The 15,074-nt window shown below is 70.4% G+C and carries 10 protein-coding genes and 1 pseudogene; 2 read left to right on the plus strand and 9 right to left on the minus strand.

Annotation, left to right across the window (positions count from 1 at the left end; translation table 11 throughout):
- Together SACHA_RS25415 and SACHA_RS0112185 are read right to left on the minus strand one after the other, a co-directional pair.
- A pseudogene (locus tag SACHA_RS25415) lies at positions 1-406 on the minus strand (carbohydrate-binding protein CenC); the annotation flags it as partial.
- 451 nt (positions 407-857) lie between these two features.
- On the minus strand, positions 858-1,985 hold the full coding sequence (locus tag SACHA_RS0112185; protein ID WP_019810056.1) for a glutathione-independent formaldehyde dehydrogenase: 1,128 nt from the start codon (positions 1,983-1,985) through the stop codon (positions 858-860).
- A 266-nt stretch (positions 1,986-2,251) separates the two neighbouring features.
- On the opposite strand from SACHA_RS0112185, the gene SACHA_RS0112190 reads away from it, so the two are divergent.
- On the plus strand, positions 2,252-3,367 hold the full coding sequence (locus tag SACHA_RS0112190) for a WD40/YVTN/BNR-like repeat-containing protein (protein WP_019810058.1): 1,116 nt from the start codon (positions 2,252-2,254) through the stop codon (positions 3,365-3,367).
- Entirely contained in the window at positions 3,364-3,660 is a 297-nt protein-coding gene (locus SACHA_RS0112195) for a MoaD/ThiS family protein (protein WP_019810060.1), read from the plus strand. Before SACHA_RS0112190 ends, SACHA_RS0112195 begins: the two co-directional genes overlap by 4 nt.
- A 90-nt stretch (positions 3,661-3,750) precedes the next feature.
- Here the strand turns inward: SACHA_RS0112195 and SACHA_RS0112200 are convergent, their stop codons facing one another.
- From SACHA_RS0112200 to SACHA_RS0112230, 7 genes are all read right to left on the minus strand, one after another.
- Positions 3,751-5,022, minus strand: a complete 1,272-nt coding sequence (locus tag SACHA_RS0112200; RefSeq protein ID WP_019810062.1) for a cytochrome P450 — start codon at positions 5,020-5,022, stop codon at positions 3,751-3,753.
- 98 nt (positions 5,023-5,120) lie between these two features.
- Entirely contained in the window at positions 5,121-6,305 is a 1,185-nt protein-coding gene (gene thiI / locus SACHA_RS0112205) for a tRNA uracil 4-sulfurtransferase ThiI (RefSeq protein ID WP_019810064.1), read from the minus strand.
- A 198-nt stretch (positions 6,306-6,503) separates the two neighbouring features.
- Entirely contained in the window at positions 6,504-7,487 is a 984-nt protein-coding gene (locus tag SACHA_RS0112210; protein ID WP_028663123.1) for a DivIVA domain-containing protein, read from the minus strand.
- A gap of 255 nt (positions 7,488-7,742) precedes the next feature.
- Positions 7,743-8,633 carry a mycobacterial-type methylenetetrahydrofolate reductase gene (locus tag SACHA_RS0112215; RefSeq protein WP_019810068.1) on the minus strand — a complete coding sequence of 297 codons (891 nt, stop codon included), beginning with the start codon at positions 8,631-8,633 and terminating at the stop codon, positions 7,743-7,745.
- Between the two features lie 107 nt (positions 8,634-8,740).
- A complete protein-coding gene (ahcY, locus tag SACHA_RS0112220) occupies positions 8,741-10,198 on the minus strand; it encodes an adenosylhomocysteinase (protein WP_019810070.1) in 1,458 nt (485 codons plus the stop codon).
- A gap of 69 nt (positions 10,199-10,267) precedes the next feature.
- Positions 10,268-13,816 (minus strand): methionine synthase, encoded by a 3,549-nt coding sequence (metH, locus tag SACHA_RS0112225; protein WP_028663124.1) that lies wholly within the window; start codon positions 13,814-13,816, stop codon positions 10,268-10,270.
- Positions 13,817-13,822: 6 nt separating this feature from the next.
- A complete protein-coding gene (locus tag SACHA_RS0112230; RefSeq protein WP_019810074.1) occupies positions 13,823-14,800 on the minus strand; it encodes a carbohydrate kinase family protein in 978 nt (325 codons plus the stop codon).
- Positions 14,801-15,074: the final 274 nt, after the last annotated feature.

Below are 15,074 nucleotides of genomic sequence, written 5' to 3' on the forward strand. Positions count from 1 at the left end.
CCCGCGCCCCACCGGAGGCCACGGTGACCGCGCCACCGGCCGCGCGCAGCCGCTCCGTTGCCGCCCGGACCTCCGGGTCGGTCAGCCCCCGATCTCCGGGCCACACCGGTTCGCACCGGCCGTCGCGGGCGAGAAGGAAGGAGAGCACGTACCGCTCGACCCCGGTCGCACGGGCCGTGGCGGCGAGATCCGGGATGCGCGGGCCGAGGTACACGTACGGTGCGACGGTGGCCGGACCGCTCCGGTGCTCCGGGGAGCACCCGGTCGACACGACGGCCGCGGTCGCCGTGAGCACGGCGATTCCGGTGATCGTCCGCCGCATCGGCCCGCAGCGGGGGAACCCGGTCGACGACCCGACCGTGCCCGCCCCGCCGGGCCCGTGCGTCTCTGCGGGTGGAGTGGCCACGCCTCCGCCGTCCTCCTTTCCGTTCCGGTCCCGATCCGGCGAGCGGGCCCGTCCGGAACCCGCGCCGCGCACCTCGACCGTCCTCTTGCGACAAATGTCGCCACACGACGGACGCGGCCGTTCCCGCATCCGCCCGAATCCGCCTCTCGGACGAAGCGTACGGTGCGCAAATATCGACTACCAGACCCCGACCGTGGGAAGCGTCGATTTGGACACTCCACTAAGGACTTTCACACGCGGGAGCGGGCCACTCGGCCAATCGCTCATCCGCAGGCCGGACATGCGAACGGCGCACGCAGCGTGGTCACCGCGTGCGCCATTGGCGGGGGGAGACGTCCCGTTGACGTGGGTGAGTCCGCGGCGCGACCGCGCCGAGACCCTCCGGGCCGGGGCGTGCGCGCGCACGGATCCGTGCGTGGGTTCCGTCCGCCGGAGCGGCCGGACCCGGGGCTCAGGGCTTGAGCACCACCTTCGTGTAGCCCTGCTCACGCCGGTCGAAGCGGGCGTAGGCGTCCGCGGCCTCGTCGAGCGGGCGACGCTGGGAGACGACGAAGCTCGGCTCGGCCCGGCCCGCGATGATCAGGTCCCGGAGCTGCCGGTTGTAGGCCTTCACGTTGGCCTGACCCGACCCCATCCGCAGGCCCTTCTCGAAGTAGCGCCCGATGTCGATGAGCAGCCTGCCGTGTCGGGCGTCCTCGGTCGGCCCGCCCGGGTCCTGCGGCAGGTAGAGCCCGACCACGCCCATCGATCCGGTGGGCCGCACCGTCTCGATCAGCTGGTTGAGCACGATCGCCGGCTGTTCGGTGCCCTCCGGCACCGTCGCCTGGTAGCCGACGGCGTCGATACCCCGGTCGACACCCCCGTCGGTCTGGTCGCGGATGGCCTCGGGCGGACTGACCTTGGTGAAGTCGACCGGGATGGCGCCGATCTCCTCCGCGGTCCGGAGCCGGTCGGCCACCTTGTCCACCACGAACACCTTCGACGCCCCGCGCAGCATCGACGAGTAGGCCGCCATCAGCCCCACCGGACCGGCGCCGTAGACGGCGACCGTGTCCCCGGGCGAGACCCCGGCCAGCTGGGTGGAGTGGTACCCGGTCGGGAAGATGTCGGCGAGCATGGCGAAGTCGTCCTCGTGCTGCTCGCCGGGTGGCAGGTGCAGACAGTTGAAGTCCGCGAACGGGACGCGCAGGTACTCCGCCTGGCCACCCTTGTACGGCCCCATGCCGACATAGCCGAACGCGCTGCCCGCGGAGCCGGGGTTCGCAGTCAGGCAGAAGGCGGTGTTCCCCGCGAGGCAGTTGCGGCAGAACCCGCAGGCGATGTTGAACGGCAGGACGACACGGTCGCCCTTGCGTACCGCGGCGACCCCGCTCCCGACCTCCTCCACGATCCCCATGTTCTCGTGACCGAAGACGATGCCGGGCTCCGCGGCCGTACGCCCCTCGTACATGTGCAGGTCGGACCCGCAGATGGCGGTGGTCGTGACGCGGACGAGGACGTCGGTGGGGTCCTCGATGCGGGGATCGTCGACCTCCTCCACGCTGACCTCGTTGGCTCCCTGGTACACCACAGCCTTCATGACACGCTCCCTGCTTCGTCGGATGGGACTCCGGTCGTCGGCTACCCACGCACGGCGCGGGCATACCACCACGCGGGCACCCGGGAGGGTGCCGGTACCGGGAAGCACCCGCCCGGGCAGGCGGACCGGGACTGTCGGTCCCCTCTCCGACCTCGGGCCGGGCCACGGGAGCCGGACACCCGGTCGGTGCACGCCGACGGCCGCGGACGTGTCGTCACGGGTGGCCACGGTTACGGTGACCGGGTCCACGGGCGTGAGGAGCGACGATGACAGAGGTTCGGGTCCTGGTCGGGACACGCAAGGGGGCGTTCATCCTGACCGCCGACGGACGTCGGCGGGACTGGCGGGTGGACGGACCGCTGTTCCCGGGCTGGGAGGTCTACCACGTGGCCGGGGCGCCGAGCGCGCCCGAGCGGGTGTACGCATCCCAGTCCGGCGGGTGGTTCGGGCAGGTGGTGCAGCGCTCGGACGACGGGGGCCGCTCGTGGGAGCCCGTGGGCAACGAGTTCACCTACGACGGCGCGGTCGGCACCCACCAGTGGTTCGACGGCACCCAGCGCCCGTGGGAGTTCACCCGGGTGTGGCACCTGGAACCCGCGCTGTCCGACCCGGACACCGTCTACGCCGGCGTCGAGGACGCGGCGCTGTTCCGCTCGACGGACGGCGGCGTGACCTGGCGGGAGCTGCGCGGACTGCGCACCCACGGGTCCGGCCCGTCGTGGCAGCCGGGCGCCGGAGGGATGTGCCTGCACACCATCGTCCAGGACCCGCGGACCACCTCCCGGATCCACGTGGCGATCTCGGCGGCGGGCGCGTTCCGCACCGGGGACGCGGGCGCGACGTGGGAACCCATCAACAAGGGTCTGGTCTCGGAGGGCCTCCCGGACGCGGACGCCGAGGTGGGCCACTGCGTGCACAACCTCACCCGGCATCCCGACCGGCCGGACGTGCTCTACATGCAGAAGCACTGGGACGTCCTGCGCACCGACGACGGCGGGGAACACTGGTACGACATCGGGGACGGGCTGCCGAGCGACTTCGGCTTCCCGATCCAGGTCCACGCGCACGACCCGGACACGGTCTACGTCGTGCCGATCACCAGCGACATGGCGCACTTCCCGCCCGACGGCAGGCTCCGGGTCTACCGCAGCCGCGTCGGCGGCCACGAGTGGGAACCCCTGACCGAGGGCCTGCCGCAGCGCGACTGCTACGTCAACGTGCTGCGGGACGCGATGGCCGTGGACTCGCTCGACGAGTGCGGGGTGTACTTCGGCACCACGGGCGGGCAGGTCTACGCCTCGCCGGACGCGGGCGGGACCTGGGCCCCGATCGTGCGGGATCTGCCGACCGTCCTCTCCGTCGAGGTGCAGACGCTGCCATGATCCGCGTCGCCCTCCCCACCCCGCTCCGCACGCTGGCCCGCATCGACGGTGAGGTTGAGCTCGACCTCACCGGCACCGTGACCCTGCGCTCCGTGCTCGACGCGCTGGAGGCCAGCTACCCCGCACTGCGGGGTACCCTGCGCGACCACACCACCCGGCGGCGCCGCGCGTACGTGCGGTTCTTCGCCTGCGAGCGGGACCTGTCCCACGAGTCCCCGGACGCGCCGCTGCCCGAGCCGGTCGCCCGGGGCACCGAGCCGTTACTCGTGGTCGGGGCGATGGCCGGTGGCTGAGGCACGCCCGGAGGTGCCGGAACAGGTGGGTGGCGGTGCCGGTCGGCAGCGGTGCGAAGCAGCAGAGGTGCGGGTCGGCAGCGGTGCGGGTCAGCCGAGTGTGACCGGGAGCCGCTCGACCCCGTAGACGATCGAACTCCGTCGGAAATCCAGGTCCCCGGTGGGGAGGGCCAGCCGCATCGACGGGAAACGCCGCACCAGCGCCGGGTAGGCCGCCCGAAGCTCCATCCGGGCGAGCTCGGCCCCGACGCACCGGTGCACGCCGTGCCCGAACGCCAGGTGGGAGGTCGGCGCCCGGCTCCCGTCGACGACGCCGAGTCCGTCGCCCAGCGCCCGGTCCCGGTTCGCCCCGCTGAGCGAGACGACGACCATGTCGCCCCGGCGGATCGGGACACCGCCGACCTCGACGTCGTCGCGGGCGAACCGGGGGAACGCGACCTGCACCACCGTCAGGTACCGCAGGAGTTCCTCGACGAAGTCGGGAATCGCCTCGTCGGAGTCGTGGACCCGCCGGAACGCCTCCGCGTCCCGCAGCAGCACCAGCGCGCCGAGGGAGAGCATGCTCGCGGTGGTCTCGAACCCGCCGGTGAGCACACCGTCGGCGAGCTGCGCCAACTCCCGGTCGGTCACCTCGTCCCCGTGTTCGGTGATGATCATGCCGAGCAGCCCGTCCCCCGGATGCTCCCGCTGCGCGCGCACGACCCCTTCCAGGTACTCCAACGACTGCGAGATCGCTCCGAAGGACTGCCCCGCTCCGCCGAAGAGGTCGAACCGGGTGACCGCGTGCCGCTGGAACTCCTCGCGGTCGGCGTAGGGCACGCCCAACAGCTCGCAGATCACCAGGGACGGGATGGGCAGGGCGAACTCCTCGACGAGGTCCACCGGCTCGTCGGCCGCGGCCATCGCGTCCAGCCGCCCGGAGACGATGTCCGCGATCTCCGGTTTCAACCGGGAGAGCCTGCGCATCGTGAACTCGGGGGTGAGCAGCCGGCGCAGGCGGGCGTGCTCGGGAGGGTCGGTGAAGCCGAGCCCACCGGGATCGTCCTCGGCACCCATCCCCGTGTGCCCCGCGATGTTCGCGAAGTCGTTGCTGAAGCTGGTGACATCGGCCAGCACCGCCTTCGCCTCGGCGTATCCGGTGACCAGCCACACGGTCGGCCCGAACGGCACCGGCAACCGGCTCACCGGTTCCCGGTCCCGCCGCCGGTCCAGTTCCGCGACGGGGTCGAGCACCTCCCGCCGCAACGGCATCAGTGCTCCATCGGGCAGGGGGAGGTCGGCGAGACCGAGCCCCTTCCTCCGGGCCCGCGCGAAGTAGCGTCGCGCGAGGAACGTCGTGATACCGGAACGCAACTTGCCCACGGCCGCAGACGGTATCAACCCGGCGGGCCCGTCCGTGGGGGATGGCGCGGGATCACCGCCCGGGCCGGGCCGGTCCGGGCGGGTGGGGGCGGGACCGGTCAGTCCGTGCCCGGCACGTGGACCTGGACGTCGGCGAGCAGCTTCGGCACCAACTCGTCGATGTCCAGTCGCCGTTCCACGCTCGCGAACTGCGCCGGTGTCGTCCTGGTGGCCACCCGCGGCGGGGCGAGGAGGCTGCAGCAGTCCTCGTCCGGCAGCGTCGAGATCTCCGCCGTGCCGATCCGACGCGCCTCGGCGATGATCTCGTCCTTGTCCCAGGCGACGAGCGGCCGCAGCAACGGCAGCGCCGACGCCTGCTCGACGGTGGCCATGTTCGCCAGGGTCTGGCTGGAGACCTGGCCCAGGCTGTCCCCGGTGACCAACGCCTGCGCGCCCAGCTCGGTGGCCAGCGCCTCGGCGGTGCGCACCATCAGCCTGCGCTGGGCCACGACCTGGAGATTGCCCGCCCCCGACGTGGCCAGCGCCCGTTGCGCGTGACCGATCGGGATCACGTGCAACCGCGAGTCCCCCTGGAACCGGTCGAGCTGCCGGGTCAGCGCGTAGGCCTTGTACGTGGACGACGGCCCCGTCAGCGGCGCCCCGGTGAAGTGGAGAAAGTCGCAGCGCAGCCCGCGCCGCATCGCACGGTGGGCCGCCACGGGCGAGTCGTACCCGCCGGAGAGCATCACCAGCGCGCGCCCGCTGGCCCCCACCGGCAGTCCGCCCCGTCCGCGCTGCCGGTCCAGGCCGACGAACACCTCACGCTGGTCGACCTCGATGGTGATCTCCACGTCCGGATCACCGAGGTCGACCGGCCAACCCCATTCCTCGACGACCCTGCTGCCCACGTGCGCGGCCAGCTGCTCGGAACTCATCGGGAAGCTCTTGTCCCTGCGGTGCGCACGGACGGCGAACCGGCGCGGCCCGGTCTCGGCCGGGCCGCCGAACCGGTCGGCCAGTGCCCGCAGGACAGTGTCCACGGTGTCCGCCGCCGAGCGCCCGCACCGGAGCACGGGCTGGACGACGCTGACCCCGAGCACCCGCTGCGCGCGCTCCACCAGCTCCTCGCGGGGCAGATCACCGGAAAGCACGACCACACCGGGCCGCTGGGAGATCCGCACGGGCGCCGACGCGCCCTCGACCGCGTGCTGCACCGCCTCCCGCAGGTACCGCTCGAACGTGCCGCGGTTGCGCCCCTTGAGCATCAGCTCGCCGTACTTCAGCAGCACGCACGACCGTGCCATTCGCTCACCTTCCGTGCTTCTCCCGGTCGACCTTCTCCCGGTCGACCTTCTCCCGGTCGACGCCGAACCGTCGACGAGACGATACCGTTCGCACCCCCGGGCCGGTCCCGTCCCGACCCGGGGTTCTCGGGGCCCGTCGGCCGGCGCCGGACGGCCGGATGCCGTCCCGGCCGGTGGTCGGCTCAACCGGTGGTCGGCTCAGCCGGTGGACACCGTCGTGTCCGGCTCCCGCGGGCTCGGCAACGTCGTCCGGTCCTCCGGTGCGGATCCCTCCGCCCCTGGGGAGACGGGCTCCGCCGGTGTCCCGTCCGTGTCCGCCCGGTCGGATCCGTCGGCCTCCGACACCGCCTCCCCGGTCCCGTCCACGGGGGTGTGGTCCGGGGTGGGAGCGTCCGCGAGGTCGTCCGGGACCGTCTCGATCAGCGGAAGCGCGCCTTCCAACGTCTGCCGTGCCGAGCTCAGCTCGGCGGCGACCCGGCGACGGGCGGTCTCCAGCGTACGGACGCGGGCCCGGGCCCGGGCCACGATGTCGGCGGCCTCCTGTGCGGCGTCGGCCACGATCCGGTCGGCCTCCGACCGTGCGGTCGCCGCCCGTTCGGCGAGTGCGCGATTCGCCTCGTCCCTGCGGGCGGCGAGGTTGCGGGCGAAATCCTGTTCCAGTTCCTGCCTGCGCCGGGTCGCCCGTTCATCGAGCTCGCGGCGCCGCCGCTGCGCCCGTTCCTCCGCCTCGGCGGCCTCGGCCTCCCACCGGGCGCGGCGCTCGGCCAGCTCTTCCTGCCTGCGCTCGTGTTCGCGCAGCATCCGTTCCTCACGGGCGTCCAGCTCCGCGGTCCGGTCCCGCGCGGCGGCCTCCGCCTCGGCGCGGATCTCGACCGCCTCGGACTCCGCGAGCTCCACCATGCGCAGCAGACGTTCGGACAACCCGTCCGATTCCACCGGGGTGCCGCAGACGCGGTCGAACCGGTCCCGCAGACCGTCGTGACTCTCCCGCAGCGCCGCCAGCTCCGTACCGTATCTGTGCGCGCGCTGGGCCGCGGCGTCCCGTTCCGCGGCCAACAGCCGCACGGTCTCCACGACGCCACGCACGTACTCGTCCACCTGGTCGCGGTCGTAACCCCGCCACGTCACCGGAAAAACGGTGCGCGGCGGCACCTGGCCGTCCGGTTGTGCTGCGCTGCTCATTTCCACCTCGCCCCGACTCGCGTTGGATCGGCCAACCCTAAACGCACGTGTCGACAAGGATAGTGAGGTGGTCCACCCCGTGATCGGGAGGTATCGTCACCGCCCGGGCTTCCCACGGGGAGGAAGACCGCGGTGTCCCGCGCACGGCCGCTCGCCCACGCACGGGTGGGACGGTGGTGACCGCTCGCCGTTGAACGGCCACCACCGGCTTCGACGCGACCGCGGCTCAGCGGTCGCGGGTGTGCCCGGTGCGGGTCACTGATCGGTCAGCGGCGACCAGTGGTCGAGCATCTCCGCGAAGGTCTCGAAGGCGGGCTTCGACGGCCCGTACGGGGCCTCCAGGTGGATGCTCAGCGGGAAGCCGAGCTCGCCCACCCCGTCGACGACCCGCTTGTACAGGTCGACGACCGCCTTCTTCCGTTCCGCGAAGCTCTTCTCCGCGACCCGGGCGACGAAATCCTGTTCCTGCTTGACCACGTCGTTGCCGGGATCCTGGATCAGCCAGTCGATGAGGCCGACCTTGGTCTCCGCGCTCGGGATGAATCCGAACGACAGCAGGATCTCCGGCCGGTGCGGGGTCTGCCGGGCGAAGTCGGCCAAGAAGTCGACGATCGCGTCGGAGAACAGCAACTGCGTCATGGCGAACGTGGCGCCACTGTCGCACTTGAAGTTGAACCGGCCCTGCTCCCCCTCACGGGTGGGGATCAGGATGACGCCGCGGTTGTCCACGACGTCGGTGAACTCGGACAGCGCGTCGGTCGGGGGCATCCCCGGCCCGTCGCCGTCACTCATGGTCCGCGGCACCCCGACGAAGGTGATGCCGTCCATGCCCGAGTTCCGCAGCGAGCGCAGCCGCTCGGTGAGCTGCGGCTTGTCGTGGAACGCCGTGACCTGTGTGCACAGCCCGCGCACATCCCCGATCACCGGCCGCACCGTCTCCCAGAAGTCCAGGGTGTCCATCTTGGGCTTCATCTCGACGGGACGGTCGGGATCCTCGGCGATCATGCCGGGAATCATCAGGTGCTTGATCTGGTCGGTCATCCCAGTCGCGCGGCAACTGTCGACGACCTTCCGGCCCACTTCCACCGCCTCATCGACACCGCCGTCGAGGTTCGGTGGAACGAGTTCCAGTGCGATGGTCTTCATGGTTCTCTCCCGCTCCGTTCGCCGTCACCGACCGCCTGGGGCCCCGGCCCCACGCAGGCCACCGCGCGTGGCGGGGCCTGCGTGGAGCGGGGCCGACGAGGTGAGGCTCAGTAGCGGTAGTGCTCGGGCTTGTACGGGCCCTCGACGTCGACGCCGATGTACTCGGCCTGCTCCTTGGTCAGCTTGGTCAGCTTCACGCCGATGGCGTCCAGGTGCAGCACGGCGACCTTCTCGTCGAGCTTCTTCGGCAGGACGTAGACCTGCTTGTCGTACTCGCCGGGCTTGGTGAACAGCTCGATCTGGGCCATCACCTGGTTGGTGAAGCTGTTGGACATCACGAAGCTCGGGTGGCCGGTCGCGTTGCCCAGGTTCAGCAGGCGGCCCTCGCTGAGCACGATGACCGAGTGGCCGTCGGTGAACCGGTACTCGTGCACCTGCGGCTTGATCTCGATCTTCTGGATGCCCGGGGTCTTCTCCAGGCCGGCCATGTCGATCTCGTTGTCGAAGTGGCCGATGTTGCCGACGATCGCCTGGTGCTTCATCCGGGCCATGTGGTCGGCGGTGATGATGTTGAAGTTCCCGGTCGTGGTCACGAAGATGTCGGCCGTCTCGACGACATCCTCCATCGTGACGACCTCGTAACCCTCCATCGCGGCCTGCAGCGCGCAGATCGGGTCGATCTCGGTGACCACGACGCGGGCGCCCTGGCCCCGCAGCGACTCGGCGCTGCCCTTGCCGACGTCACCGAAGCCGGCGATCACGGCGGTCTTGCCCGCGATCAGCGTGTCGGTGGCGCGGTTGATGCCGTCCACCAGCGAGTGCCGGCAGCCGTACTTGTTGTCGAACTTCGACTTGGTGACCGAGTCGTTGACGTTGATCGCCGGGAAGAGCAGGTCACCGGTCTTGGCGAAGTCGTAGAGACGCTTCACACCGGTGGTGGTCTCCTCGGTGACACCCTTGACCGCCTCGGCGATCCGGGTGAACCGCCCGGAGTCCGCGGCCAGGCTCTTGCGCAGCGTGGACAGGACGACCTTGAACTCGTCCGGGTCCTCGTCGGTCGCCTCCGGCACGGCGCCGGCGGCCTCGAACTCGACACCCTTGTGCACGAGCAGCGTCGCGTCGCCGCCGTCGTCCAGGATCATGTTCGGGGCCTGGTCACCGAACTGGAAGAGCTGGTCGGTGCACCACCAGTAGTCCTCCAGCGTCTCGCCCTTCCAGGCGAAGACCGGGACACCCGCGGGCTTGTCCGGCGTGCCGTTCGGGCCCACGACGACCGCCGCGGCGGCCTCGTCCTGGGTCGAGAAGATGTTGCACGACACCCAGCGGACCTCGGCACCGAGCTCGACGAGCGTCTCGATCAGCACGGCGGTCTGCACGGTCATGTGCAGCGAACCCGCGATCCGGGCGCCCTTGAGCGGCTTGGACGCCGCGAACTCCTTGCGAGTCGCCATCAGGCCGGGCATCTCGTGCTCCGCCAGCCGGATCTGGTGCCGCCCGGCCTCGGCCAGGTTCAGGTCGGCGATGGCGAACTCGAGACCGTTCACCTTCTGCAACTTCGCGCTCATGTTTTCCTTTCCCTCGTTGCGGGTCGTGCCCGCGGATCAGGTTCTTCCCGTGCGGGTCGTGCCCGCGGATCAGGTGTTGAAGTACTTCGCCTCGGGGTGGTGCGCCACGATCGCGTCCGTGGACTGCTCCGGATGCAGCTGGAACTCCTCGGACAGCTCCACACCGATCCGCTCGGCGTCCAACAGCTCGACGATCTTGGCACGGTCCTCCAGCTCCGGGCACGCTCCGTAGCCGAGCGAGAACCGTGCGCCGCGGTAGCCGAGCTTGAAGAACTCCTCGACGTCCTCCGGGTCCTCGTCGGCGACCGGCTTGCCCGAGGAGAACGTCATTTCCTGCCGGATGCGGCGGTGCCAGTACTCCGCCAGCGCCTCGGTGAGCTGCACCGAGAGTCCGTGGATCTCCAGGTAGTCCCGGTAGGCGTCCTTCGCGAACAGCTCGTCGGCGTGGTCGGCGATCGGCTGGCCCATCGTGACCAGCTGCAACGGCAGCACGTCGACCTGTCCGGTCTCCTGGGCCTTCTCCTTGGACCGGTAGAAGTCCGCCAGGCAGAACCGCCGGTCCCGGCGCTGCCGGGGGAAGGTGAACCGCATCCGCTCCGGGGCGTCCGGCTCGTCCTTGTCCAGCACCACCAGGTCGTTGCCCTCGGAGTAGCACGGGAAGTAACCGTAGACCAGCGCGGCGTGCTGCAGGATGCCCTTGGTCGACAGTTCGTCGATCCAGGCCCGCAGCCGCGGCCTGCCCTCGGTCTCCACGAGCTCCTCGTAGGTCGGGCCCTCGCCCTTCTTGGACCCACGCAGACCCCACTGGCCGAAGAACGTGGCACGCTCGTCCAGCACCGCCAGGTAGTCGGCGACCGAGAGGCCCTTGACCACCCGCGAGCCCCAGAACGGCGGGGTCGGCACCGGGATGTCCGGGTCGACGTCCGACCGGGTCGTGTCGTCCAGGCTCGGCTCCGGCTCCTGCTCGGCCTTGCGCTTCTCGGCGATCCGCTTGGACCGTTCGCGGCGGGCCTTGCGCTCCTCCCGCTTGGCCTTGGCCGCCTCGTTCTCCTCCAGGGCCTCACCGCGCTTGACCGCCATGATGCGGTCCATCAGCGTGAGCCCCTCGAAGGCGTCCTTGGCGTAGTGGACCTCGCCCTCGTAGACCTCGTCGAGGTCGTTCTCCACGAAGGTCCGGGTCAGGGCCGCACCGCCGAGCATCACCGGGAACTTCTCGGCCACCCCGCGGGAGTTCATCTCCTGCAGGTTGTCCTTCATGATCACCGTGGACTTCACCAGCAGGCCGGACATGCCGATCGCGTCGACCTTGTGTTCCTCGGCGGCGTCGAGAATGGCGTTGATCGGCTGCTTGATGCCGATGTTGACCACGTCGTAGCCGTTGTTCGACACGATGATGTCGACGAGGTTCTTGCCGATGTCGTGGACGTCGCCCTTGACGGTGGCCAGCAGGAGCTTGCCCTTACCGCCCGAGTCGTCCTTCTCCATGTGCGGTTCGAGGTGCGCGACCGCGGTCTTCATCGCCTCGGCCGACTGGAGCACGAACGGCAGCTGCATCTGCCCCGAGCCGAACAGGTCACCCACGACCTTCATGCCCGCGAGCAGATCCTCGTTGACGATCTGCAGCGGCTTCTTCTCCCGCATCGCCTCGTCGAGGTCGCCGTGGAGGCCGTTGAGCTCGCCGTCGATGATGCGCTTCTGCAGCCGCTCGAACAGCGGGAGCTTGGCCAGTTCCTCCGCGCGGGAGGCCTGGTTCGAGGACGCGGTCTTGCCCTCGAACAGCCCCATGAGCTTCTGCAGCGGGTCGTAGTCCTCTGCCCGCCGGTCGTAGACCAGGTCGAGCGCCACCTGCTTCGGCTCGTCCTCGATCTTGTTCATCGGCAGGATCTTCGACGAGTTCACGATCGCCGAGTCGAGCCCGGCCTCGCGGCACTCGTTGAGGAACACCGAGTTGAGCACCTGCCGCGCCGCCGGGTTGAGCCCGAACGACACATTCGACAACCCGAGCGTGGTCTGCACGCGCGGGTGGCGCTTCTTCAGCTCCCGGATCGCGTTGATCGTCTCGATGGCGTCCTTGCGGACCTCCTCCTGGCCCGTGGTGATCGGGAACACCAGGAGGTCGATGATGACCGCCGACTCGTCGAGACCCCAGTTCTGCGTGAGGTCGGTGATGGCGCGTTCGGCGACCCGCAGCTTCCAGTCCGCGGTCCGCGCCTGGCCCTCCTCGTCGATGCAGGTGACGACCACGGTCGCACCGTGCTCGACGGCCATCTTCATGACGCGGTCGTAGCGCCCGCCGGGCTCGGTGCCGTCCTCATAGTTGATCGAGTTGATCGCGCACCGGCCGCCGAACCGCTCCAGGCCCGCCTCGATGACGTCGGCCTCGGTCGAGTCGACCATGACCGGCAGCGTGGAGGCCGTCGTCAGCCGCGAGGCCAGCTCGATCATGTCGGTGGTGCCGTCCCGGCCCACGTAGTCCACGCAGAGGTCGAGCATGTGCGCGCCCTCGCGGGTCTGCGCCTTGGCGATCTCCACGCAGTCGTCGTAGCGCTGCTCCAGCATCGCCTCGCGGAACGCCTTCGAGCCGTTGGCGTTGGTCCGCTCGCCCACGTTGAGCAGGGAGGCTTCCTGCTCGAACGGGATCGCCTGGTACACCGACGACACCGAGGGCACGACCTCCGGCTCGCGCTCCTTCGGCGTCAGGCCGGACACCGCGTCGACCACCGCGCGCACGTGCTCCCCGGTGGTTCCGCAGCAGCCGCCGACCAGCCGTGCGCCGAAGTCGGTGACGAATTCCTTCAGCGAGGCCGCCAGCTCGTCCGGCTGCAGCGGGTACACCGCGCCGTTCTCCCCGAGCTCGGGCAGGCCGGCGTTGGGCATCACCGAGATCGGCACCGTCGCATGCTCGGCCAGCACCCGGAGGTGCTCGGTCATCTCCGCCGGGCCGGTGGCGCAGTTCATGCCGATCATGTCGATGCCGAGCGGCTCCAGCGCGGTCAACGCCGCACCGATCTCCGAGCCGACCAGCATGGTGCCGGTCTGCTCGACCGTCACCTGCGCGATGATCGGGATGCGCCGGCCCGACTGCGTCATGGCGCGCTTGGCACCGACGATCGCGGCCTTCGTCTGGAGCAGGTCCTGCGACGTCTCGACGAGCACCGCGTCCGCGCCGCCGTCGAGCAGGCCGAGCGCGTTCTCCTGGTAGTAGTCCCGCAGCAGCGCGTAGGGGGCGTGCCCGAGCGTCGGCAGCTTGGTCCCGGGACCCATCGAACCGAGCACGAACCGGGGTTTGTCCGGCGTCGAGTACTCGTCGGCGCACTCGCGCGCCAGCGAGGCGCCCTTCTCGGCCAGGTCACGGCACCGGTCGAGGATGTCGTACTCGCCGAAGTTGCCGTAGTTGGTGCCGAAGGTGTTCGACTCGATCGCGTCGGACCCCGCCCCGAGGAACCCACGGTAGATCGAGCGGACCACGTCCGGCCTGGTCTCGTTCAGAATTTCGTTGCAGCCCTCGAGCTGGGCGAAGTCGTCCAGCGTGAGGTCGTACTCCTGCAGCGCGGTCCCCATCCCGCCGTCGGCGACGAGCACCCTGCGCTGCAGTTCGTCGAGAAAACGACTATCCATGATGATTCACACCCGCAGCTTGGACTCGATCTCGGCCGCGGCGTCGTTGCCGTAGGCCCTGGCCACGCGGTCGGAGAAGTCCGCACGGTCGAGCGGGTACTCCTGCGGGCCGACCGTCTCGAGCACGATGCTCGCGAGCGCACAGCCGGCCTGCGCCGCCCTCTCCATCGTCATCTTACGGCTGATCCCCCACAGGAAGCCGGAGCGGAAGGCGTCGCCGACCCCGGTCGGCTCCACCGGCTCCACGTCCGGGATGGCGGGCAACGAGATCGTGTCGTGGCCGCGGCCCTCGATCCGCACGCCCTCGCCACCGTGGGTGCTGACCCAGGTGCCGACCCGGTCCAGGACCTCGTCGGCCGACCAGCCGGTGTGCTTGAGCAGCAGCGAGCTCTCGTACTCGTTGGTGAACAGGTAGGCCGCGCCGTCGACGAGCTTCTTCACATCCTCGCCCGGCATGATCGCGAGCTGCTGGGAGATGTCGGCCGCGAACGGGATGCCGCGCTGGCGGCACTCCTCGGTGTGCCGCAGCATCGCCTCGGGGTCGTTGGGCGCGATGACCACCAGGTCCAGCTCGCCCACGCGGTCGGCGACGGTCTGGATCTCGATCTCGCGGGCCTCGCTCATCGCCCCGGCGTAGAAGGAGGCGAGCTGGTTCTGGGTCTCGTCGGTGGTGCACATGAAGCGCGCCGTGTGCTTGTCCGCGGAGACGTGCACCGACTTGGTGTCCACGCCGTGCCGCTCCAGCCAGGAGCGGTAGTCATCGAAGTCGTGGCCGACCGCGCCGACCAGGATCGGCGTCAGGCCCATGCGGCCCAGCGCGAACGAGATGTTCGCGGCCACACCGCCCCTACGGATCTCCAGGTCTTCGACCAGGAACGACAGCGAGACGTTCTCCAGCTTGTCGGCGACGAACTGGTCGGCGAACTTGCCGGAGAACGACATCAGATGGTCGGTCGCGATGGATCCGGTCACCGCAATGCGCATTCAGGCACTCCTCGGAAAAAGGCTGCCCCCGGTCGGGGACGGGCCGCCGTCGTGGGGCGCCCCGCTCCACCGGCCCGTCCCGGTGGTCGTGCACCGGGACGGGCCGGGTGGAGGCAGCCGAACGGTAGTTGGGACGCAGTGTCGTGCGAGCTCCTCAGGCCCTCGTCGTGCCGGATCCCGCCGGAAGGCCCGCGGTGCGGGCCGTCGAAGGGGATCCGCCGTGCGGGGCGCGCCCGGACGCCCCGCACCGACGGGTCCTCGTGCGGGGCGCCGC

The organism is Saccharomonospora halophila 8 (genome assembly GCF_000383775.1).
Lineage (GTDB): Bacteria > Actinomycetota > Actinomycetes > Mycobacteriales > Pseudonocardiaceae > Saccharomonospora > Saccharomonospora halophila.